The sequence below is a fragment of the Lysobacter sp. Root494 genome (assembly GCF_001427225.1).
Classification (GTDB): Bacteria; Pseudomonadota; Gammaproteobacteria; order Xanthomonadales; family Xanthomonadaceae; genus Agrilutibacter.
The window spans coordinates 269,077-291,770 of sequence record NZ_LMFH01000005.1 but is presented as its reverse complement, the minus strand read 5'-3'; the positions used below and the strand labels follow the sequence as shown (position 1 = coordinate 291,770).

The 22,694-nt window shown below is 65.6% G+C and carries 21 protein-coding genes; 11 read left to right on the top strand and 10 right to left on the bottom strand.

Translation table 11 applies throughout. The features are described 5' to 3' along the window. The first annotated feature begins 31 nt into the window (after positions 1-31). Together ASD14_RS04680 and ASD14_RS04675 are read left to right on the top strand one after the other, a co-directional pair. On the top strand, positions 32-700 hold the full coding sequence (locus tag ASD14_RS04680; protein WP_082538855.1) for an SIMPL domain-containing protein: 669 nt from the start codon (positions 32-34) through the stop codon (positions 698-700). 119 nt (positions 701-819) lie between these two features. After that, the gene (locus ASD14_RS04675; RefSeq protein WP_056129750.1) at positions 820-1,497 is read left to right on the top strand and encodes an energy transducer TonB; all 678 of its coding nucleotides are present in this window, start codon (positions 820-822) and stop codon (positions 1,495-1,497) included. 213 nt (positions 1,498-1,710) lie between these two features. On the opposite strand, the gene rlmH is transcribed toward ASD14_RS04675, so the two are convergent. After that, positions 1,711-2,181: a 23S rRNA (pseudouridine(1915)-N(3))-methyltransferase RlmH gene (gene rlmH, locus ASD14_RS04670; RefSeq protein ID WP_056129747.1), complete on the bottom strand. Its 471-nt coding sequence runs from the start codon at positions 2,179-2,181 to the stop codon at positions 1,711-1,713. Positions 2,182-2,301: 120 nt separating this feature from the next. On the opposite strand from rlmH, the gene ASD14_RS04665 reads away from it, so the two are divergent. After that, positions 2,302-3,861 carry an alkaline phosphatase PhoX gene (locus ASD14_RS04665; RefSeq protein ID WP_056132095.1) on the top strand — a complete coding sequence of 520 codons (1,560 nt, stop codon included), beginning with the start codon at positions 2,302-2,304 and terminating at the stop codon, positions 3,859-3,861. A gap of 436 nt (positions 3,862-4,297) precedes the next feature. Here ASD14_RS04665 and rsfS read toward each other — a convergent pair whose 3' ends face one another. The 7 genes from rsfS to leuS all read right to left on the bottom strand — a co-directional run bounded on the left by rsfS (position 4,298) and on the right by leuS (position 11,659). Next, complete coding sequence (rsfS, locus tag ASD14_RS04660) at positions 4,298-4,735, bottom strand: ribosome silencing factor (protein WP_056129745.1); 438 nt, start codon at positions 4,733-4,735, stop codon at positions 4,298-4,300. A 28-nt stretch (positions 4,736-4,763) separates the two neighbouring features. After that, positions 4,764-5,444, bottom strand: coding sequence for a nicotinate-nucleotide adenylyltransferase (nadD, locus tag ASD14_RS04655; protein ID WP_056132091.1), 681 nt, complete (start codon positions 5,442-5,444; stop codon positions 4,764-4,766). Positions 5,445-5,454: 10 nt separating this feature from the next. Next, positions 5,455-6,501 (bottom strand): DNA polymerase III subunit delta, encoded by a 1,047-nt coding sequence (gene holA / locus ASD14_RS04650; RefSeq protein ID WP_056129742.1) that lies wholly within the window; start codon positions 6,499-6,501, stop codon positions 5,455-5,457. A 26-nt stretch (positions 6,502-6,527) separates the two neighbouring features. Beyond that, positions 6,528-7,181 carry an LPS assembly lipoprotein LptE gene (gene lptE, locus ASD14_RS04645; protein WP_082538745.1) on the bottom strand — a complete coding sequence of 218 codons (654 nt, stop codon included), beginning with the start codon at positions 7,179-7,181 and terminating at the stop codon, positions 6,528-6,530. 107 nt (positions 7,182-7,288) lie between these two features. Then, positions 7,289-7,843, bottom strand: a complete 555-nt coding sequence (locus tag ASD14_RS04640) for a hypothetical protein (protein WP_157475089.1) — start codon at positions 7,841-7,843, stop codon at positions 7,289-7,291. Positions 7,844-7,947: 104 nt separating this feature from the next. Next, positions 7,948-8,616: a glutathione S-transferase family protein gene (locus tag ASD14_RS04635; RefSeq protein ID WP_056129733.1), complete on the bottom strand. Its 669-nt coding sequence runs from the start codon at positions 8,614-8,616 to the stop codon at positions 7,948-7,950. Between the two features lie 259 nt (positions 8,617-8,875). Beyond that, positions 8,876-11,659, bottom strand: coding sequence for a leucine--tRNA ligase (gene leuS / locus ASD14_RS04630; RefSeq protein ID WP_056132089.1), 2,784 nt, complete (start codon positions 11,657-11,659; stop codon positions 8,876-8,878). A 208-nt stretch (positions 11,660-11,867) separates the two neighbouring features. On the opposite strand from leuS, the gene ASD14_RS04625 reads away from it, so the two are divergent. Next, a complete protein-coding gene (locus tag ASD14_RS04625) occupies positions 11,868-13,175 on the top strand; it encodes an amidohydrolase family protein (RefSeq protein ID WP_056129730.1) in 1,308 nt (435 codons plus the stop codon). Then, a complete protein-coding gene (locus tag ASD14_RS04620) occupies positions 13,172-13,423 on the top strand; it encodes a SemiSWEET transporter (protein WP_056129727.1) in 252 nt (83 codons plus the stop codon). Before ASD14_RS04625 ends, ASD14_RS04620 begins: the two co-directional genes overlap by 4 nt. On the opposite strand, the gene ASD14_RS04615 is transcribed toward ASD14_RS04620, so the two are convergent. Beyond that, positions 13,414-14,040: a DUF998 domain-containing protein gene (locus ASD14_RS04615; RefSeq protein ID WP_056129725.1), complete on the bottom strand. Its 627-nt coding sequence runs from the start codon at positions 14,038-14,040 to the stop codon at positions 13,414-13,416. The two genes, ASD14_RS04620 and ASD14_RS04615, sit on opposite strands and share 10 nt — an antisense overlap. 90 nt (positions 14,041-14,130) lie before the next feature. On the opposite strand from ASD14_RS04615, the gene trxA reads away from it, so the two are divergent. The 6 genes from trxA to ASD14_RS04585 all read left to right on the top strand — a co-directional run bounded on the left by trxA (position 14,131) and on the right by ASD14_RS04585 (position 21,642). Further along, positions 14,131-15,006 carry a thioredoxin gene (trxA, locus tag ASD14_RS04610; RefSeq protein WP_056129723.1) on the top strand — a complete coding sequence of 292 codons (876 nt, stop codon included), beginning with the start codon at positions 14,131-14,133 and terminating at the stop codon, positions 15,004-15,006. Positions 15,007-15,089: 83 nt separating this feature from the next. Next, positions 15,090-15,611: a DUF4442 domain-containing protein gene (locus ASD14_RS04605; RefSeq protein WP_082538744.1), complete on the top strand. Its 522-nt coding sequence runs from the start codon at positions 15,090-15,092 to the stop codon at positions 15,609-15,611. A gap of 206 nt (positions 15,612-15,817) precedes the next feature. Next, complete coding sequence (locus ASD14_RS04600) at positions 15,818-17,824, top strand: bifunctional serine/threonine-protein kinase/formylglycine-generating enzyme family protein (protein ID WP_056129720.1); 2,007 nt, start codon at positions 15,818-15,820, stop codon at positions 17,822-17,824. 41 nt (positions 17,825-17,865) lie between these two features. Continuing rightward, a complete protein-coding gene (locus tag ASD14_RS04595) occupies positions 17,866-18,543 on the top strand; it encodes a DUF502 domain-containing protein (protein WP_056129717.1) in 678 nt (225 codons plus the stop codon). Positions 18,544-18,668: 125 nt separating this feature from the next. Beyond that, positions 18,669-19,442, top strand: a complete 774-nt coding sequence (locus ASD14_RS04590) for a queuosine precursor transporter (RefSeq protein ID WP_200947039.1) — start codon at positions 18,669-18,671, stop codon at positions 19,440-19,442. Between the two features lie 385 nt (positions 19,443-19,827). After that, positions 19,828-21,642 (top strand): DUF885 family protein, encoded by a 1,815-nt coding sequence (locus ASD14_RS04585; protein WP_056129711.1) that lies wholly within the window; start codon positions 19,828-19,830, stop codon positions 21,640-21,642. A gap of 83 nt (positions 21,643-21,725) precedes the next feature. Here ASD14_RS04585 and ASD14_RS04580 read toward each other — a convergent pair whose 3' ends face one another. Next, positions 21,726-22,670, bottom strand: a complete 945-nt coding sequence (locus ASD14_RS04580; RefSeq protein ID WP_056129708.1) for an integron integrase — start codon at positions 22,668-22,670, stop codon at positions 21,726-21,728. Between the last annotated feature and the right edge of the window lie 24 nt (positions 22,671-22,694).

Genomic DNA, 22,694 nt, shown 5'->3' with positions numbered 1-22,694 from the left:
CGCCCTCCTCGCCCTTGGAGCCTGTTCGCCGATGTCTTCCAACGCCCAGACCACGCCCTTCGTCGCCACCGACGGCACATTGCTGAACGTCTCCGCACAGGGCGAAGCCAAGCGCGTGCCCGACATCGCCACGATCTCCACCGGCGTGGTCACCCGCGCCGCCGATGCCAACGCCGCGATGCGCGCCAACGCCGAACAGATGGCGAAGGTGGTCGCCGCGATCAAGGCTGCAGGCATCGCCGACAAGGACGTTCAGACCAGCGGCATCAACCTCAACCCGACCTACCAGTACCGCGAGAACCAGCCGCCTTCGATCACCGGCTATGAAGCCAATAACACGGTGAGCATGGTCGTTCGCGACATTCCCAAGCTCGGCAAGATCCTCGACTCGCTCGCCGCCGTCGGCGCCAACCAGATCAACGGCCCCAGCTTCGACGTCGACAAGAAGGACGAGGCGCTCGACGAGGCGCGCCGCAAGGCCGTCGAGAGCGCGCAGGCCCGCGCCGAGATGTACGCGAAGACGCTGGGCATGAAGGTGCGGCGCATCGTCAGCATCAGCGAAAGCGGTCGCTTCTCGCCGCCGATACCGATGATGCGCGGCATGGTGGCGATGAAGGCCGAAGCCGCGGACACGTCGGTGTCACCGGGAGAGAACACGCTGAGCATCAACCTGGACGTGGTGTTCGAACTCGGGCGTTGATGCGTCCGTGACCGGACCGGATGAAGGCCCGCGCTTGCGGGCCTTTTTTTGCGACGGCCAACCCCATTCCATCAGCCCGCTCGTTGGGAGACATACCAACAGCAAATTGGGGGTGGCATATGGCTCAGACGCTCGCTCTTCGCACCCATCGCTTCCATATCGGGAAGCTGGATCCGACCCGCATCGCCGCTGAAACCGGTGCGATCGCTGTCCATGGTCTTGCCTTGTTGTTGCTGCTCGCGCCATTGAGTTCACCGCCCCCGATGACGATGCAGCCCGATATCGTCTTCGACGCCATTCCTCTCAAGCCCAAAACAAATCCGCCGCCGGTCGATCCTCCGAAAATGGTCGAAATCACCAAGCAGCGCATTGTGCCGACCACTCCGGCAGTCATTCCGCAGAAGATCGAGCTGGAGCTTCCTCCCGTGGTTGAGTCGCAAACCGGAGACACCTTCGTCGACCCAACTCTTGTCGCCGACGCCAGCATCGGCCGCAGCAATGCAATCACCCAACCGCTGGCGGGTGCGCATCTCGAATACGAAAGCGCGTCCGCGCCGGCGTATCCGATCGAAGCCATCCGCAAGGCGCTCACCGGCACCGTGACGCTGCGCGTGCTGGTGGATGTCGATGGCAGGCCGATCGATGTACAGGTCGAACGCAGCAGTGGCCATCGCGTGCTCGACGCGGCGGCGAAGAAGCAGGTACTGGCGAAGTGGCGTTTCCGTCCCGCGATGCAGGATGGACAGGCGGTGCAGGCGATCGGCATGGTGCCGGTGGTGTTCAACCTCTACCAGTAGCAGCCCGGCTGCTTAAGCCCCTCTCCCATCGGGAGAGGGTTTGGGGTGAGGGCCGGCGAAGCGTTGCTCCTGGACTCCGACAAAAGCCAACAACTTTCATCGTCCACGGAAGCAGCCTGCAGTCCACGCGAACCCTCACGCCCTAAGGTGCTTCTGCTGAAGCGTCAGACGCTGCGTGCACCGTCTCCCGGAGGGCGAAGGAAACGCGAGCGCTCAAGCCCGGTGATATGGATGATTCGCCAAAAGCGCAGCCGCACGATAAAGCTGCTCCGCGAGCACCAGCCGCACCAGCATGTGCGGCAGTGTCAGCGGACCCAGTGACCACTGCTCGTCGGCACGGGCGATCACCTCAGGCGAATGTCCTTCCGGGCCACCGATCAGGAACGCCAGATCGCGTCCCTGTCCACGCCAGTGTTCGAGGCGCTGCGCGAGTTGCTCGGACGACCACGTCCTCCCGCGTCCCTCCAGAGCCACCACCGTGGCCTGTTTCGGCAATGCCGCGAGCACGCGCGCGCCTTCGTCCTGCGTCGCCCGCGCGGCATCGCGACCTTTGCCGCGCAGCCCGGGCTCGATTTCGACGAGATCCAGCGGCAACCAGTGTGACAGACGCTTCTGGTATTCGCCGAAACCCTCGGCGACCCAGCGCGGCGCGCGTTCGCCGACGGCGATGAGCTTCGCTTTCATCGCGCCATGGTAACGAACGTGCCGGCAATCACGTCCGCGCGCGATGACATCGAAACGTCATCTTCCGGTTATGCACCGTTCCTAGCCTGCGGCCTTCCCCCAAGCCCGCAGGAGTTGCAGATGTCCGGTACCGATCTCTCCCGCCGCCAGGTTCTCAAGGGCTCCGCCGCCGCGATGGCAATGGGCGCCATCGGCAGCCTTGGTGCGTTGTATTCGCGCCAGGCGCGTGCCGCGACCAGTGCTGCATGGACCGCGCCCGTTGCCAGTCCGTATGGTTCGCTCGCCCCGGTCGCCGACCAGAGCACCGGCCTGTCCCTGCTGCAGCTTCCGCCCGGTTTCAGCTACCGCTCGTTCGCCTGGACCGGCGACCGCATGGCCGATGGCCATCCGGTGCCGCCGCGCCACGATGGCATGGCGGTGATGCGCAACCAGGGCGCAGCGCTCGGCGTCGCCCGCAACGGGCGTGGCAACGGCCACGGTTCCGAACTGGTGCTCATCCGCAACCACGAAATCGGCAACAGCAACACACAGATCCTCGCTCCGGGCACTTACGACCGCGGCGCGATCACGGCCGATGGCCAGCTTGCCGGTGGCGGCACCACCACGTTGCGTTATCGCGATGGCCGCTGGCTGTCGGTGGAAGCGAGTCTTGCCGGCACGGTCGTCAACTGCGCCGGCGGCCTCACGCCGTGGGGCACGTGGCTGAGCTGCGAGGAGATCAAGTCGAACGCGGTGTCGGGCGATGGCCGCAAGCACGGCTACGTCTTCGAAGTGCATCCGGATGCGCAGCAGACCACGGGGCGTCCGCTGGTGGCGCTCGGTCGCTTCAGCCATGAAGCCGTCGCGATCGATCCGCGCACCGGTTACCTCTATCTGACCGAAGACGATCGCAACAAATCCGGCTTCTACCGCTTTATTCCCAACGATCGCGCCGGTCGCCCGGGTTCGCTGGAAAACGGTGGTCGCCTGCAGACAGCGCGCGTGCGCGGACGCCCGAACATGGATCTCGTCACTGCGAACATCGGCGACGAGTTCGAACTGGAATGGGTGGATGTGGCTGACCCGGACCTGGATTCGATCGCCGCACCGGCCGGATTCCCTGATGTCAGCGGCGGCGACACCCTCAGTGGTCCGTTCGCGCAGGGCTGGAGCAACGGCGCGCTGCGCATGAGCCGCGGCGAAGGCATCTTCCATGCGAACGGCAGGATGTTCATTGTCGATACGAGCACAGGCGTGGATGCGCGCGGCCGTCGCGGTCGCGGCTTCGGTGCGGTGTGGGTGCTCGACCTGGCGACACAACGCATGAGCGCACTGTTCGTCAGCGGCGACCAGAGCGCCGCGCACAATCCCGACAACATCACGGTCAGCCCGCGCGGCGGCGTGGTGCTGTGCGAGGACCCGGACGCGGCGCCTTCGGGCAGCCCCGATGAATACGGCCCCGGTACGCGCCTGGTCGGCCTGACCCGTGCGGGCGAGCCGTTCTACCTGGTCAAGAACAACGTGGAACTGACGGATACGCAGATCGCGGGAGCCGACAAGCAGATCGCGGAAGGCGATTACCGCGACAGCGAATTCTGCGGCGCCTGCTGGAGCCCGGATGGCCGCACGCTGTTCGTCAACATCCAGACGCCGGGTATTACGGTTGCGATCACCGGGCCATGGTTGAATGGTCCGCTTTGAGATACATGCGGCATGAACTGCAGGTGTTCCCTCCAGCAACGGGGCGGGCGCAAAGACGATCGCGCGATGCGGCTAGAATGCCGCGCCCTTTCCGGGCAGGAGGTGTCCCATGAAACGCCACGACCACGAACAGGCGTCCTTTTGAGATAACGAGCAAACGACGCAAGGGGTTCCCGTCCGAGACCAACGTCGGGAAGGGCCGCAGATTTTGTCCACGGCGAGAAAGAGCTCACCGAAAAGCTCGGCCGCAACGATCCCTGCCCCTGCGGATCAGGGAGGTCGTTTCAAGCGTTGCTGCCTGAGCGGCGGGAGCTTCGACGGGATCAACCGTCACGACTACTTCCGCTAAGCCTCGATGTGCATAAACGTCCGTTGCCATTCGTAAAAAAGAACGGCGCCTCCAGGGCGCCGTTTCTCTTTAGCATTCGCGATCAACTCAGAAGCGGCTTTCCGCGCCCGTCTCGCCTTCGAAGTCGTCGGCCTCGTGTCGCGAGGGCGGCTGGTCGCCCACCGTCCACAGCCGCTCCAGCGCGTAGAACTCGCGCACGCGCGGGAGCATCACGTGGACCACGACGTCGCCGAGATCGACCAGCACCCATTCGGCCTCGCGCTCGCCTTCCACGCCAAGCGGCTGGACGTCGAGGTTCTTGGCGAACTTCACCACTTCGTCGGCAATCGACTTCACATGGCGGGTGGAGGTGCCCGACGCGATCACCATGAAGTCGGTGACGCTGCTCTTGCCGCGTACGTCGATCTCGACCACATCCCGTGCTTTCAGCTCTTCGACCGCGGAGTGGACCGTCCTGAGCAGGGCTTCGGCCGGCGGTGGCGGGTTGGGGAGGCGGGTCTTGATGACTTGGGCTTGGCTGGTCAAGGGCGAAACTCTCCGGGATTGCCGTGAATTATAGGGAACCCGAGTCTGGTCCGGGTGTCGAGTACAAATCGTGACGGTCGATGTAGCTGGCGACGGACGGCGGCACCCATTCGTGCCAGTCGCTGTAGGCGGCGGCGATGCGACGGCGCAATTCAGTCGAGGATTCGGGACGCAACTCCTCCATGGGCAGCACCGCAAGGCCACCTGCCGGTGATGCCTGCAACGCGTCCAGCGTACGCCAGCGCGCCGCGACTTCGGCCCCGACCAGCGGTGCGATGCGAGCGAGCGATTCCGGATCGATATGCGATCCAGGCCTCTGCACCGCAAGGATATGCGCGTGCGCGAACAGTTCGCGCCAGCGATGCCAGGTGTGCAGCTGGCTGAGGGAGTCGCCGCCGACGAGCCACGCAAGCGGCAATTCGTCGCCGAGTTCGTGGCGCAGCTCCAGCAACGTGTCGATGGTGTAGGACGGACCCTCGCGATACAGCTCGCGACGGTCGACCTTCAGACCGGTTTCGCCGGCAAGCGCGAGATCAAGCATGCGTGCGCGCTGTTGCGCGCTCGCATGGGTCGGCCCCTTGTGTGGCGGATCGGCGGCCGGCAGCAGGAATACCTGCGCGCCCGATGCATCGCGCGCGGCCCGCGCGACGGCGAGATGTCCGTTATGTACGGGATCGAAGGTGCCGCCGTAGCAGACCCGCAGCGTCACGGTTTCGGCATCATCCACGCACCGCCAGCAGCCGCGAAGCGCGCGGTTCGGCGACGGCGAGCAGCAATCGTTCCAGCGCGACCCAGGCGTCTTCGGGTTCCTGTCCGCGACGCGGGCGCCCCTTCGCGATGCCGTCGACGCGACCGGCCTGCGCCAGGAAGGCATCCCATCGCTGCGCATCGTGCCGCTGCAGCGCGCGGCGATACATCGGTTGCTTCGAATCCCAGATCCGTTGCGCCTTGAACGCGTTGGAAAGATTGCTCGCGCGCGAGAGCGCCGAAGCGGTCTGGATTTCCTTGATCACCATGCCGAGCAGCGCCGGCACTGCTTCGCCCTCGCCACGCAGGCCCCGGATCATGCGCGACACCTGCGCGCCGTGACCGTTCATCGCGGCGTCGATCAGGCGGAATACATCGAAGCGCGCGGCGTCGGCGACCAGGTCTTCCATGCGCGCCACATCGAGGATGTCGCCATCCGACAACAGCTTCAGCTTCTCGATTTCCTGCGCCGCGGCGAGCAGGTTGCCCTCGACGCGATCGGCGAGCAGTTGCACCGCGCCGCGATCGGCCCGGAGTCCGCGCGAACGCAGGCGGCTTTCGATCCAGTCGGGCAGCTCGTGCGGCTTGATCGGCCAGGCCACCGCGATCGAACCGATGCGCGCGATCGCCTCGCTCCACTTGCCGCCATGCTGCCTGCTCCATTCGCCCGCGGTCACCAGCAGGCTGATGTCGCTGGGTGGATTCGAGCAGAACTCGCTGATGACGCGCGCGCCTTCGGTGCCGGGCTTGCCGGTGGGCAGGCGCACTTCGAAGAGGCGGCGGCTCGCGAACAGGCTGGGAGCGTGGAAGCTGGCTTCCATTGCCGACCAGTCGGGTTCGCGCTGGTTGCCTTCGGCTTCGAAGATCTCGCGTTCGCTGATCCCCTGCGCGCGCGCGGCGGCGCGTACGGCGTCGGCGGCTTCCAGCACGCGCAGTGGCTCCGCGCCGGCGATCAGGTAGGCGGGACGCAACGGGCCTGCCTGCACCTGCGTTGCGAGCTGCTCCGGCTTGAGTTCCATCAACGCTTGTTTCGTCGTACGTTGGATCAGCGCGGCTGCGGCGGGTTGGCCGGGGCCGGTTCGTCGGGCGCGGGTTCGTCCGGCGGCGGGTTGGCGTCGGCGGCTTCGAGCGCGGCTTTCGCGGCGTCTTCGGCTACTGGTTCGTCCAGGCGCGATTCCGGCGTGGGTGCAGCGCCACCGGTGCGTGCGACGGCATTCAGGCGACGGATGATCGAAGCCGCCATCTCGCGGCGCAGCTCCTTCTCGAGGAGGTCGCGCTCGCTTTCCTCACCGATCGAATCCGTCGGACTGGACACATAATCCCGTGAGAGTTCCACCGCCTGCCTTGGCACAGCCTTGGTTCCGTCGGCGCGGCGTACTTCGAAGACGACGGCGTAACGCAGGCTGTATTCCTGCGCGCGGCCGAACTGGTCGACGCTGATGGGCGTATTACCCCAGCGCTCCGACAAAAGGTCGATCACGGTGGCGGTGGCGTCGTCAGGCCCCGCGATCTGCGCGCCTGCACGCTGGATCGAGCGCGTCAACGAATCCGGCAGGGGGCTGTAACGATCGGTGGACGCCACGCGCACCGGACCAAGATCGTTCGGCAACACCAATGCATCGCGAAGATGGAAGCCGCAGGCGGAAAGGACCAGCGCGAGGGCCAGTGCGAGGACGATGGGCAGGCTGCGACGAATCATGCGGGAAGTCTGGACGAGGCCGGCGCAGGCGGCAAGCCGGCTCGTTCAGGCACGCGCGGGACGGCCCGTGGCCGTCCCGCGCTTCCATCCTTGTGAGACAGGTGCTGTCAGCGCGTTGGCTTGAGGATTGCCGCCATGCCGAGCCCTGCCAGCAACCATCCACCCCACTGGTCGACGAGATCGCTGATCAGGAACGCGTTGCTGAAGCCGTACCAGGTCCATTGCGACACCGAGATCGACAGCCACGCCACCACGCCGAACGCGAAGATCGTGCGGACCCGCGCGCCATAGCCGCGGATGCCCAGGCCGGAAACCACGAACGCGACCACCAGCGCCGCGATCAGGTTGCTCGCCGCCTCGTTGGGCAGCTCGGGAATCATGTCCATGTCGTGCTTCGTGCGCAGCACGAGCAGTCCGCTGGGTCCGGTGGCCAGCTTTTCGGCGAACGCCTTCTGGTCGGCCTCGCTCGCCTTCATGTAGTTCATGTACGGAATGAAATACACGCCGTCCTCGGTGACGTTCCCGCGCAGGGATTCGATCACGGCGGCTTCGTTCGGAACCGGCTTCATCGCCTTTTCCGAGAATGGCAACAACGTGTGCGCGACGAAGCCCCACAGGAACAGCAACAGGCCACCCACGATGGCCGCAAGGATCACTCGCATCGGTCTTCCTCCCACTGGTCGAAATGGACGGTGGCGACGGCCGGATGACTGCCGCGGACCGGCGCCGCGATCATAGACCCGAATCCGCGCGGCAACCCGTCAGGTCAGTAGATGGCTTCGTGTCCGGCGAACAGCTGCTGCGGCGTGCGGAAGCCGGGAAGCTCCGCCATGCGGCCCAGCCAGTCGTGCACGCGGGGCCAGTGCGTCAGGTCGATGCCGGCAGCGTCGGCCCAGGCAATGCCGTCGCCCTCGCCTTCGATGCCTTCGCCGGTGAAGAACAGATAGCTGCAGCAGGCGACGTCGGCGATGTTTGGATCGTTCCCGGTGAGGAACGGCGTCGCGGCGAACTGCAGCTCCATGCGGTCGAGGTCATCGTGCGAACGGCGGTCGTACCATGCGAGCACTGCCGGGTGGTACGCCCCCCAGCGCCGGCCGAAACGCGCATGCGAGACGTTGAGGCTGATGCGATTGGCTTCCCATGACAGCCATTCGCGAACGCGCAGTTGCGTCTTCTCGTCGCGGCCATCGAGGCGGCGTTCGCGGCGTGCGAAGTAATCGAGGATTGCATTCGACTGGCACAGCACGTGGCCGTCGATCAGCAGGACCGGCACTTCGCCATGCGCGGAGACGGACTGGAATTCCTGCGAGCGTTCGTGGCGCGGTTTCCAGATGGCGATGTGGCGTTGTTCGAAGTCGATTCCGAGCAGCACGATTGCGAGGGCGACCTTGTAGCTGAAACCGGAATCGGGGTGGCAGTAGAGGATGGGCGTCATCCGGCCATTGTCGTGGCGGATGGAGGGTAGTGCGAGGAAGGGATTGGCGAGAGAAAGATTCCCGCCCCCTGGCCTTGCCCTTGGCTCCCCTCCCGCTCGTCATTCCCGCGAAAGCGGGAATCCAGTGACTCTGCTTTTCAGCTACTCCAGTGTCCGCGAACAAAAGCGAAGGCACTGGATTCCGCTTTCGCGGGAATCACGAGCAACGGCAACACCAACTCAGCCAGCAGCCAACACTGCCGATCGCAATCCAGCAACGTCAACCCACCACGATATTGACGATCTTCCCCGGCACCACGATCACCTTCTTGACCACATGCCCGGAGACGAACTGCGCGACGCCCGGTTCGGCCAGCGCAAGACGCTCGGCCTCTTCCTTCGAGACATTCACCGGCACCTCGATGGTGCCGCGCAGCTTGCCGTTGACCTGCACCGCCAAGGTGACGGCATCACGGACCAGCGCAGTAGGATCGGCGGCCGGGAACGGCACGTCTTCGAGCAGCGTTTCCGGATGGCCCAGCGCCTGCCACAGCGCATGGCAAACGTGCGGCGTCACCGGGTTGAGCAGCAGCACCATCGCCTGCAGCGCCTCGTGGCGCACGGCGCGACCCATGTCGCTCATGTCGCCGAACTTCTGCACGTGGTTGAGCAGCTCCATCAATGCGGCGATCGCGGTGTTGAAGCTGTGGCGGCGGCCGTAGTCGTCGCCGACCTTCTGGATCGTCTCGTGCAGCTGGCGGCGCAGGGTCTTCTGCGCAGCATCGAGTTGCGACGCATCGACTTCAGGATGATCCGGCTGCGACACGTGTGTCAGCACTTCACGCCAGAAGCGGCGCAGGAAGCGCGCCATGCCTTCGACACCGGCCTCGTTCCATTCCAGCGACTGTTCGGGTGGCGCGGCGAACATCGAGAACAGACGCACCGTATCCGCACCGAACTTGCCGACCATCAGCTGCGGGTCGACGCCGTTGTTCTTCGACTTCGACATCTTCTCGGTGCCGCCGATGCGCACGGGCTGGCCGTCCGACTTCAGCTTCGCGCCGGTGATGTGGCCGCGCGCGTCCTTCTCTACTTCGACGTCGGCGGGATTGAACCAGTCCTTCGAACCGTCCGTGTTCTCGCGATAGAACGTCTCGGCGATCACCATGCCCTGGCACAGCAGGTTGATCGCGGGTTCGTCGGAAGCCACGAAGCCCTGGTCGCGCAACAGCTTGTGGTAGAAGCGGAAATACAGCAGATGCAGGATCGCGTGCTCGATGCCGCCGATGTACTGGTCGACCGGCGTCCAGTACTTCGCGCGTTCATCGACCTGCTGCGCGGCGCCCGGCGAGGTGTAGCGCGCGTAGTACCAGCTCGATTCCATGAAGGTGTCGAAGGTGTCGGTTTCGCGTTCGGCCGCGCCGCCGCACCTCGGACAGGTGGTCTTGCGCCATTCCGGATCGGCCTTGATCGGCGAGGTGACGCCGCTGAACGCCACATCCTCCGGCAGCACGACCGGCAGCTGTTCTTCCGGTACTGGCACGTCGCCGCATTTCGCGCACAGGATCACCGGGATCGGACAACCCCAGTAGCGCTGGCGGCTTACGCCCCAGTCGCGCAGGCGGTAATTGACGCGGCGCTGGCCGCGACCCTCGGCTTCAAAGCGGGCGGCGAGCGTGTCGAAGGCCTGTTGGTACTCCATGCCGTCGAGTTCGCCCGAATTCACCAGGAAGCCGCGCTCGGTATACGCACCCTCTTCCGCGATGCGGCGCTCGAATTCCTCGACCACCTGCACCGCCGCGCCGGTGTCGTACGCGTCGATTGCAGCGCCTTCGCCCAACGCGGTGCTCATCGCATCGCCATGGCGCTCGACGTCGCGGGTGATCTCGTCGATCGCATCGCGCACCTGCACCGGCACGATCACCATCGTGATCGGCAGCTGGTAGGCCTTCGCGAATTCCCAGTCGCGCTCGTCATGCCCCGGCACGGCCATCACCGCGCCGGTGCCGTAATTCATCAGCACGAAGTTGGCGACGTAGATAGGCAGCTGTTCGCCGGTGAGCGGATGGATCGCGCGCAGGCCGGTGTCGCGGCCACGCTTCACCTGCGTCTCGAGTTCGGCTTCGGATACGCCGCCTTTGTGCAGGTCGGCGATGAATTCGGCGAGATCAGGGTCGCCATTCGCGGAGAACTGCGCGAGCGGATGCTCGGCGGCGATCGAAACGAAGGTCACGCCCATCAGCGTGTCGGGTCGCGTGGTGAAGACTGTTAGTGGTTCGACTGCGTTGCCGTTGCCATCGACCACGTCGAAGCGGATCTCCAGCCCCTCGCTGCGGCCGATCCAGTTGCGCTGCATCGTCTTGACCGCCTCCGGCCAGCCCGGAAGCGTGTCGAGGCCGTCCAGCAGTTCCTGGGCGTAGTCGGTGATCTTGAGGAACCACTGCGGAATTTCGCGCTTCTCGACCAGCGCGCCGGTGCGCCAGCCACGGCCATCGATCACCTGCTCGTTGGCGAGCACGGTCTGGTCGACCGGGTCCCAGTTCACGACCGAATTCTTGCGATACGCCAGGCCCTGCTTCATCAGCCGCACGAACATGCGCTGCTCGTGCACATAGTACGAAGGCTGGCAGGTGGCGAATTCGCGCGACCAGTCGATCGCGTAGCCCATCTGCTGCAACTGCGCCTTCATGTGCGCGATGTTGGCGTAGGTCCATTTCGCCGGTGCGGTGTTGTTCTTGATCGCGGCGTTTTCCGCCGGCAGCCCGAACGCGTCCCAGCCCATCGGCTGCAGCACGTTGTGCCCGCTCATGCGCTTGTAGCGGCTGATGACGTCGCCGATGGTGTAGTTGCGCACGTGGCCCATGTGCAGCGCGCCCGATGGGTACGGCAGCATCGACAGGCAGTAGTACTTGGGCTTGGCCGAGTCCTCGTCGACCTCGAAAGCCCGGTTGCCGGTCCAGAAGCGCTGCGCGGACGCCTCGACGGCTTGCGGCTCGTAGGCCCGCGGGTCGGAGGCGGCCGGCTGGTCGGGGGCATGATCGGACTGGACGGCTTCGCTGGACACGGTCAATGGCGCTGGACAGGAAAGACCCGAAAGCCTACCGCAGCGCAGCATGGCCGTCATGCTGCGACAGGACGGCGGCGGTCCGCGCCACCGCCGCTACCGGCAGCTTTGCCGGATTTCGCCCGGACGGCGCTTCCGTGCACCCGCGCGCTACGGGCGGGCGGCGGACCGTGCTAAGAATCGCGCCTTCGCCGCCCGGACCGTACCCATGAACCGTCTCGCCTTCGCTGCGCTGTCCATCCTCTGCTTCCCGCTGCAGGCACATGCAGCCAGCCCCGTGGCGCTGCACTGCGGGAAACTCTTCGATTCGCGCGCCGGCCACGTGATCGACGACCGCACCGTGATCGTGCGCGATGGCAAGGTCGCCGAAGTGCTCGCCGGCCACGCGGCGGTTCCCGGCGCGCAGTCCATCGACCTCGCTGGCCATACCTGCACGCCCGGCTGGACCGACCTGCATGTGCACCTCGCGGGGGAAAGCAGCCCGAAGTCGTACGAAGAGGAATTCCGCCTCGACGCCACCGATTTCGCCTTCCGCTCCGTGGGCTATGCGAAGAAGACACTGCTCGCCGGCTTCACCAGCGTGCGCGACCTCGGCGGCGAAGTAACGCTGCATCTGCGCGACGCGATCAACCAGGGGCTGGTGGACGGACCGCGCATCTGGGCTGCGGGCACCGCGATCGGCACCACCGGCGGCCACGCCGATCCCACCAACGGCTACAACGCCGAACTGTCGCACCTGATCGGCCCGCCCGGCCCCACCGAGGGCGTGGTGAATTCCGTCGACGACGCGCGCCAGGCCGTACGCCAGCGCTACAAGGACGGCAGCGACGTCATCAAGATCACCGCGACCGGCGGCGTGCTGTCGTACGCGAAATCCGCGGACGCGCCGCAATTCACCGTGGACGAGATCAAGGCGGTCGTCGATACCGCGAAGGACTACGGCTACAAGGTCGCCGCGCACGCGCACGGTACCGAAGGCATGAAGCGCGCCGTGCTCGGCGGCGTGACTTCGATCGAACACGGCACCTACATGAGCGACGAAGTGATGTCGCTGATGAAGCAGAAAGGCACCTGGTACGTGCCGACCATCTACGCGGGCCGCTTCGTCGCGGACAAGGCGAAGATCGACGGCTACTTCCCCGACATCATCCGCCCGAAGGCCGCGCGCGTCGGCGCGCAGATCCAGGACACCGCCGGCAAGGCCTACCGCAACGGCGTGAAGATCGCCTTCGGCACCGACATGGGCGTCGGGCCGCACGGCGACAACGCGCGCGAATTCGTCTACATGGTCGAAGCCGGAATGCCGGCGTCCTTCGCCCTGCAGGCCGCGACCATCAACGCCGCGCAGGTGCTCGGCGCCGACGACCAGGGCGTGATCGAACCCGGCAAGCGCGCGGACATCGTCGCCGTGCCGGGCAATCCGCTCGAGGACATCAACGCGGTGCTCAAGGTCGATTTCGTGATGAAGGACGGCACGGTTTACAGGTCGCCCGCGCAGCCGGACGGCGCGCGATGAATGGCGAATGGGCCGGCTTCGTCGCGGCGGCGCTGACCACGTTCTCGTTCATCCCGCAGGCGGTCAGGACCATCCGCACGAAGGAGACGCACAGCATCTCGCTCGGGATGTACGTGATGTTCACCGTGGGCGTCGCGTTCTGGCTCGTCTATGGCCTGGTACTGATGTCGTGGCCGATGATCCTGTCGAACATCGTCACGCTCGCGCTGTCGTCGACGATCCTGGCACTGAAGATCCGCTACGGCTGAAGGACGCGGTTCACGACGCGGGCCGTCTGCAACGCCCAGAGAAACCAGAGGGCGAACGCCAGTCTTTGCGCGCTGCCAGCCGGAACCAGCATCGGCAGCAACAGCGCCAGCACGGGCAACAGGAGCGCCGCCAACAGCGAACTGGCGGCGATCCCGCGCCACCGCAGGACGTGGCCGCGCAGTCCCAGCGCGAGCAACAACCCACCGGCGGCAAAGGCGATCCACCACACCATCCACGCCGCGGCATGGCGTGCGCTGCGGACGCCTTCGAGGTCGCCGGCATCGAGCGGCAACACGCCCTGCGCCGCGAACGCCAACGCGGAAACCAGCATTAGCTGTGCTCCGACCCGGCCGCTCCAGGGCGTCGTTCCATCCGCGCCCGCAGGCAAGGCTTCGCGCAAACGCAAGGCACCCCATGCGAGCAGCAGGCCGGGCACCACGAACGCCAGCAGGTTGAAGATCCACGCGTGGGGCAATGGACTCGCGCCCAGCAGCGCCAACGGATGCTGCGCATGCGAGTAGCCGTCGATACGGCCCGCGAACACGGCCGTTCCGGCGAAGAGCAGCATCGCGGCCAGCGCCGCATGCCGGGAAAGCAGGGAAACCAGGCTTTTCATGCCCACATGCTAGCGTGCCGCCCGTGCCGAGCTTGCGTCCCGCGGCTTCCGCCCCCATCTCGCCGCCATCGTTCACGAGCCGACCTGAAGATGACCACCGACACCGCCAAACCGCACGTCTTCGATGCCACTACGGCCAACTTCGAAGCCGATGTCCTGCAGAAGTCGCTGGAAACGCCGGTGCTCGTGGACTTCTGGGCCGAGTGGTGCGGGCCGTGCAAGACCCTTGGGCCGATCCTCGAAAAACTCGCGGGCGAATACAACGGTGCCTTCGTGCTGGCCAAGGTCGACGTCGACAAGGAGCAGGAGCTCGGCGCCGCGTTCCAGGTGCGCTCGATTCCGACCGTGTTCCTGGTCAAGGGCGGGCAGCTCGTCGATGGATTCCCCGGCGCGCTGCCGGAAGGCCAGCTGCGCGAATTCCTCAAGCACCATGGCATCGAACCGGCCGCCGCCGCTCCGGCACAGGAAGCGCCGGAAACCGAAGCGCCGGTCATCGATCCGCACGCCGAAGTGGTGCGCCTGCGCAGCGAAGTCGCGACTCATCCCGACGACGACAACCTGAAGCTGGATCTCGCGGTCGCGCTGTTGAAGACCGGCGCCGCGCACGAGGCCGAGCAACTGCTCGATGCCCTCCCTGCCAACCTCGCGCACGACGACCGTGCCGTGCGCGCGCGTTCGCGCCTGGGCTTCGCGGCTCTGCTCGACAATGCGCCGCCGGTGGAAGTGCTCGAAGCCGCGATCGCCAGCAATCCCGACGACCTGCGCGCACGCCACCTGCTGGGCGTGCAGCGCATCGTCGCCGGCGAGTCGCAGGCCGGGCTGGAGCAGTTCATCGAGATGCTGCGTCGCGACCGCGGCTTCGAGGACGGGCTGCCGCGCAAGTCGTTGATCGATGCCTTCCGCATCGTCGAGGACGAGGATCTGGTCGGCACCTACCGCCGCAGGATGTCGTCGCTGCTGTTCTGAGTCGTCGCTGCCGGCAACCGCCCAGCGCTTGACTGTACGCAAGCGTATGGGAAGCTGTGCCCGCTTTCCCCACGGCGTACGCGATGAAGAACCAAATCAGTGCCGGCACGCTGCGCCGGATCCTCAATCTATGGCCGCCGTTCCTGTGCAACGGCATCCGCGTCACCGACATCGCATCCGACTGGCGCAGCGCACGGGTCGAATTGCGCTCCCGTCCGTGGAATCGCAACTACGTCGGCGTGCACTTCGGCGGCAGCCTGTTTGCGATGACCGATCCGTTCTGGATGCTGCTGACCCTGCATGCGCTGGGCAGCGATTACATTGTCTGGGACCAGGCGGGCACGATCGAATTCCTGACACCGGGCCGGGGCACCGTCCATGCGGGCTTCAGGCTGGACGACACCATCCTCGATGAACTGCGCGAGGCGACGGCGGGGGGCGCCAAGCACCTGCGCTGGTTCGAAACGGACGTTGTCGATGCCTCCGGCGAGGTTGTCGCGCGCGTCCGCAAGCAGCTCTACGTGCGGCGAAAACGCAGTCGTATCGAGAACGCGAACACACCAACACGCGCGATGCCGGACGCCAGTGCGCCGCTCGACGCCTGAGTGCCCCGCTCGCGGCACTCCACGCTGCCGCAACGACTGCTGCACCACCATTACGCGTCGGCGCCCAAAAGCGCCCCCAGGTGAATTCGTGGACGGTGATCACATTCCGCTCGCCATCGTTCCGGAACGGAATGCGGAAGGCGCGACAACGAACGCAATGATTGCAGGTGCACGGTATGCTTGCTGCGCCACAGGGGGCGCGGAACATGGCTGAAGAGCCGAGACACGACGACGGCATTCCATTGCCGGACATTGCCGGTTATCGATTGCTGCGCATGATCAACCACGGCGGCATGTCGACCGTGTATCTCGCGCGCCAGCACACGCTGGGCCGCGATGTCGCGGTCAAGGTGATGTCGCCGCAGGCGCTCGCCGACGAGGTCAGCCGCCGCCGCTTCGAGAACGAGGTGCGCACGATCGCTCGCCTCGAGCACCCGCACGTCGTGCGCATCTACGAAGTCGGGCGCACGGTCGAAGGCCTGCCCTACTACGCGATGCCGTACATGGCGCGCGGACACCTGGGCCAGCGCGACTACAGCAAGAGCGAACGGCGCGTCGTCGAGATCGCCAACACCTTGCTGTCGGTGCTGGGCTACGCGCATTCGCGCAACATCGTCCATCGCGACGTGAAGGCCGAGAACGTCCTCTTCGACGACGCCGACCGTCCGCTGCTCGCCGACTTCGGCATCGCGCTGCGCAAGGACTGGGGCGGCGCGCGGATGACCGCGACGGGCCTTGCGGTGGGCAGCACGGCGTACATGGCACCGGAACAGGCGCGCGGCGAAGTCGTCGACGGCCGCGCCGACCTGTACGCGCTGGGCGTGCTGATCTGGGAAATGCTGACCGGCCGGTTGCCGTTCGAGGCGCAGGACGCGCTGTCGATGGCGGTCATGCACGCACAGGACCCGATTCCGAAGCTGCCGGCGCACCTCGCGCACTGGCAGCATTTCATGAATCGCGCGCTGGCGAAGCAGCCGTCGCAGCGCTTCGAGGATGCCGCGCAGATGCGAGCGGGCATCGAGTCGGTCATGCAGCGCAGCCTGCTGCCCGCGCTGCGCGATCGCCTGCATCGGCTCGCACCATTGCAGCAGTATGCAAAACCCATCTGGGCGGTTTGCGCCCTGCTCGCCTTCATCGGGATCGGTGTGCTGGGCGCGGAGTACCTTTCCCGCCGCAACACTCCCGATGCCACGCCGGAAAGCGCCGCCGACGCCGCGACGATCTCCGCGCACAACGAAGTCACCACGGCGATGCTCAAGCCGCTAGCGGATTCGCCCGCGCGCGCAGCGATCACTACCGCGCGCAGCCGCATTGCCGCGGGACAGCTCACCGCGCCGATCGGCGCCAACGCCTACACCAGCGTGCTGGAAGCCTGGAATGCCGACGCGACGAACGCGGAAGTGCTCACGGTCGTCGAAGATCTCACCGACGCATTCGCGGGCACGATCGCCACGCAGATCCGCGACGGCAATGACGCGCGTGCCCGCGAGGTGTACGCGATGGCGACTTCGTTGGCGCAGCAGACCGGCACCGCGGCTTCTCCCGCCTGGCTGCGCCTGCGCGGGAAGGTCGAAACCGCGGTGAAATCCCGCTTCGACAGTGCTGCGAAGCGCTACGACCACGATACCGCGCAGCGCACCGTGCAGCTGGTCACCGACTTCGGCCTGGCGCCGCAACTGGGCGCGGACTTCGCCAGCCGTGTGCAGAAGATGCCGCGCATGGGTGCCGTCCTTCCCGAAGGCGGAGTCCTCCGCGCGGGCAGCGAAGGCGCCGTCGCGGTGAATCGCGTGGCGGTATCGCGCTCCGACTACGCGCGCTTCGTCGAAGCAACGCGGCGTACGCCATCGCTGTGCCGCGAACGCGCGTCGTTCCTGCGCGTGATCGCGCCGCGCGACTGGCGTTCGCCAGGCTTCTTCCAGAAGGAAGACGAACCCGTCGTCTGCGTGTCGCTCCAGGACGCCGAGGCCTATGCGAGCTGGTACAGCCGTCGCACCGGCCAGCAATGGCGCCTGCCCACCAGCGCAGAGGCGAGCGGCACGCCCGCGCAATCAGGCAACCGCGCCGTCTCGCTGTGGTCACGCGACTGCGCATCGGGCTGCACGCGCCGGGTAGCGAGTGGCAAGTCGTGGCGGAATTCGACCGCGCAACGCCCACTGCTGGCGAACCGGGGCTATGACGACGTGGGCTTCCGGCTCGTTCGCGATCTGCAATAACGCGTCATTCCCGGCCTGGGTGAGTCGCTGCAACGCCTACAATGCGCCGCATGACCGCCCCTGCCCGCCCCAGCTTCCAGCGCCTCTTCGTTACCGGGCTGCTCACCCTGCTGCCGATCTGGTTGACCTGGGTGGTGATCAAGTTCGTCTTCGTCCTGCTGTCGGACATCAGCCGCCCGCTGATCGGTCCGCTGCTGAGCAATCTCGCCAGGGTGTCGCCGCAGGCGCTCGGCTGGGTTGCGCAGCCGTGGGTGCAGACGGCGCTCGCCCTGCTGGCAACCCTGGCGGTCATCCTGTTTTCCGGCGTCATGGCCCGAATCGTGATCGGGCAACGTGTGCTGCGCTGGTTCGAGTCGCTGATTCGCCGCATTCCGCTGGCGAGCACCATCTACGGCAGCGCACGCCAGTTGCTGGACATCCTGCAGACCAAGCCGGACGGCACCCAGCGCGTGGTACTGATCGACTTCCCGCATACCGAGATGAAAACGCTCGGTTTCGTCACCAAGGTGATGCATGAAAACGGCACCGGTCGCGAACTCGCCGCCGTCTACGTGCCGACCACGCCGAATCCGACATCGGGATATCTCGAAATCGTGCCGGTGGAAAAGATCACTCCGACCGACTGGACGGTGGACCAGGCGATGAGCTTCATCATCTCCGGCGGGGCGGTATCGCCGGATTCGATCCCGTTCTCGCCGCCGCGCCCGCCCGCGAATTGAATCCGTGCGTGGATGCAGATGCCGCGGGGGCGGCCGACGATGACAAACTACCGCCTGAAGGCGACGACGTCCCTGCAGGAAGGAAGCCACGCATGAACGACACCACCCACATTCCGCTCCCTTCCATCCCCACCTCGCGCCTCCTCGACGATCGCGCCCTGCGCCTCTTCGTCATCCTCGCCGCGTTCTTCTGCGTGAACGCGGTGCTGGCCGAATTCATTGGCGTCAAGATCTTCGCGCTCGAAGACACGCTCGGCATCGCCCCGTTGCAATGGAATCTCTTCGGCCAGAGCGGATCATTGTCCTTCACCGCCGGCACGCTGCTGTGGCCGGTGGTGTTCCTGATGACCGACGTCGTCAACGAGTTCTACGGTCGCCGCGGCGTGCGCCTGATCTCCTGGCTCGCAGCCGGACTGATCGTCTACGGATTCCTTTTCGCCTTCGCGGCGATCTCGCTCGCCCCGGCGGGTTGGTGGATCAAGGCCGCCGAGTCGCAGGGCGTCGCCGATTACCAGGCCGCCTTCGCCGCCGTGTTCGGGCAAGGCCTGTGGACCATCGGTGGCTCGCTGGTCGCCTTCATCGTCGGACAGCTGATCGACGTGGCCGTCTTCCATCGCATCCGCGACGTCACTGGCGAAAAGCATGTGTGGTTGCGGGCAACCGGGTCGACCGCCGTGTCGCAGCTCGTCGACAGCTTCGTCGTCCTCTACATCGCATTCGTGCTCGGGCCGCAGCACTGGCCAACATCGCTGTTCCTTGCGGTCAGCACGGTCAACTACGGCTACAAGATGCTGGCCGCCGTGCTGATGATTCCGCTGCTGTACCTGGTACGGCGCTCGATCACGCGGTATCTCGGCGAACGCCGTGCGGAGCAGTTGCGGCTGGAAGCGGCGCAGTAGGATCCGGTACGTGAAAACGCGAAGCCGGGTGCCATCGCACGGCGGCGTGTTCGACAACTTCCGGGACGCAAAAGTCCGAAGCCCGTTGCCCTCGCGCGCGGTGCCGCGTTCGGCGATTCCCGGCACAAGCCTGAAGCCACTGCCCTCGCGCGGCGGCGGCCCGTTCGGCAATTCCCGGCACGCAAAAGTCTGAAGCCCACTGCCCTCGCGCGCGGCGGCCAATTCCCCGCACGCAAAAGCCTGAAGCCCACTGTCCTCGCGCGCGGCGGCGCGTTCGGCTGTGTGGCAAGCGTGTGTTGTCGTGGCGCCCCATGACTTTTGGCCAGCGCCAACCGAGCGCGTGTGGGTATGCTTCGGTTCCCCTCTGTCAGTGATAGGACCCGTCATGACCCTGCGTCCGCTCGTGTTATCCGTCGCCCTCCTCACCGCGCTGGCAGGCTGCACCGGCGCACCCGCTGGCGATACCGCCACCACGCCGGCTTCGCAGCCCGCAACGCAGAACAAGGCCGCCCAGCTCGAGAAGCTCTACGCTCAGTACTGGGAAGAAACCCTCAAGCTCAACCCGATCCAGGCCACGTTCCAGGGCGACCCGCGCTACAACGACCAGCTGCCCGATTTCCTCTCGGCGCAATACCGCCAGCAGACGCACGACTTCAATACGCGCTGGCTCAAGACCGTGAAGGACATCGGTCCCGAAGGACTCGATGGCCAGGCGCTGATCAGCTACGAAATATTCGTCCGTAACGCCGAACAGGCGTTGGAGTCCGAGCAGTTCCCCGGCTGGATGCTGCCGATGGACCAGTTCAACAACATCGCCGGCTTCATCGCACAGCTGGGTTCCGGCACCAGTGCGCAACCGTTCAAGACGGTGAAGGACTACGACAACTGGCTGGCCCGCGGCGCGCGGATCCCGGGCATCTTCGACACCGCTGTCGCGAACATGCGCGAAGGCATGAAGACGGGCGTCGTCCAGCCCAAGGCGCTGATGGTGAAAGTGCTGCCGCAGTTCGACGCGCTCATCAAGGACAAGCCCGAGGACACGCTGTTCTGGGGTCCCATCACCAACATGCCGAAGGATTTCTCCGCGGAGGACAAGGAGCGGCTGACCGCGGCTTACCGCGACATGATCGGCCAGCAGCTCATGCCGGCTTTCCGCAAGATGCGCGGCTTCATCGCCGACGAATACATGGCGAAGACGCGCTCGACTCCAGGCATGGACGCATTGCCCAACGGCAAGGCGTGGTACGCCTTCAACGCGCGCAATTCCACCACGACCGACAAGTCGCCGGAGGAAATCCACCAGATCGGCCTGAACGAAGTCGCGCGTATCCATGGCGAAATCGGCAAGGTCATGCAGGAAGTCGGCTTCAAGGGATCGCTGCAGGACTTCTTCAAGTTCATGCAGACCGACAAGCGCTTCAGCTTCAAGAGCGAGGAAGACCTGCTGAAGTACTACCGTTCGCTCGAGGCGAAGATCAACCAGAAGATTCCCGAGCAGTTCTCGCTTATTCCGAAGTCGCCGTTCGAGATCCGTCCGGTCGAGGCTTTCCGCGCGCAGTCCATGGCCGGTGGGCAATACTACCCGCCCAGCGAAGACGGTTCGCGTCCCGGCATCTTCTACGTCAACACCTACGACCTGCCGACTCGCAAGACGTGGGACGCCGAGGACCTCTACCTGCATGAAGCCATCCCCGGCCATCACTTCCAGATCGCACTGCAACAGGAACTCACCAACCTCCCCGCCTTCCGTCGTTTCGGCGGCGAAACGGCCTTCGCGGAAGGCTGGGGCCTGTACGCGGAATCGCTCGGCAAGGATCTGGGTGTCTACACCGATCCGTACAGCTACTTCGGCTACCTGCAGAACGAACTGTGGCGGGCGATCCGCCTCGTCGTCGACACCGGCTTGCACAGCAAGGGCTGGTCGCGCGAGCAGGTGATCAAGTACATGCTCGACAACTCGGCCGAATCCGAAACCCAGTCGACCGCCGAGGCCGAGCGCTACATGGCCATCCCCGGCCAGGCGCTGGCGTACAAGATCGGCGAACTGAAGATCCAGGAACTGCGCGATCGCGCGCAGAAGGCGCTCGGCGACAAGTTCGACGTGCGCGAATTCCATGCGGAAGTGCTGAAGGACGGTGCGGTGCCGCTGTCGGTGCTGGAAGGCAAGATCGACCGGTGGATTGCGGCGAAGAAGGGCTGAGCCTTGCGACCATGAGGGCCACCGGACGTGGTGGCCATTCCTTCCTCGAAGAGCCGGCTCGCCGCCGGCTCTTCTGCTTTCGCTCAACGATCCAGCGGACTGACCACGCCGCCAGCGCCCCGGTTGAGTACATGCGTGTAGATCTGCGTCGTCGCGACGTCCTTGTGACCCAGCAGTTCCTGCACCGTCCGGATGTCGTACCCCGCCTCGATCATGTGCGTCGCGAAGGAATGACGCAGCGTATGCGCGGACACCGGCTTCACGATGCCGGCGCGCTTGCACGCCGACTTCAATGCGCGCGACAAGGCGCCATCATCGAAGTGATGGCGACGCTCTGCCCCGTCCCGCGGATCGATGGAACGTCGCGACGACGGAAACACGTACTGCCAGCCGAAGTCGCGTTCCGCATTCGGATATTTTCTTGCCAGTGCATGCGGCAGATGCACCGCACCGAAGCCGACCTGCAGATCCGTCACATGCAACGCCCGCGCCCGCTCCACTTCCCGCTGCAGCGGCTCGACCAATGATTTCGGCAGCACCGTGCGCCGATCCTTGCCGCCCTTGCCATCCCGCACCGTGATCTCGTTACGCGAGAAGTCCGTGTCCTTCACGCGCAAGCGCAGGCATTCCATCAACCTCAGTCCCGTGCCATACAAAAGGCTGCACAGCAGCCAGGGACGACCATCCAGATGCGCCAGCAGATCCTGCACCTCGCCCCGCGACAGCACCGTCGGCAAGCGCCGCGGCCGCTTCGCACGCGTCACGTCTTCCATCCAGGGCAATTCAATCCCCAGCACTTCCTTGTAAAGAAAGAGCAGTGCGGAGAGCGCCTGGTTCTGCGTACTCGCCGCGACCTGGCCAGCCACCGCCAGCGACGACAGGAAGCGCTCCACCTCCGCCACCCCCATGAGCCGCGGATGCCGTCGCTCGTTGGCGATGATGAAGCGGCGAATCCATCCCAGGTATACGACCTCGGTGCGCATGCTGTAATGCTTCAATCGAAGCACCCGACGGACTTCCTCGAACAAACGCAGGCCTTCCGGCCTGCCCTG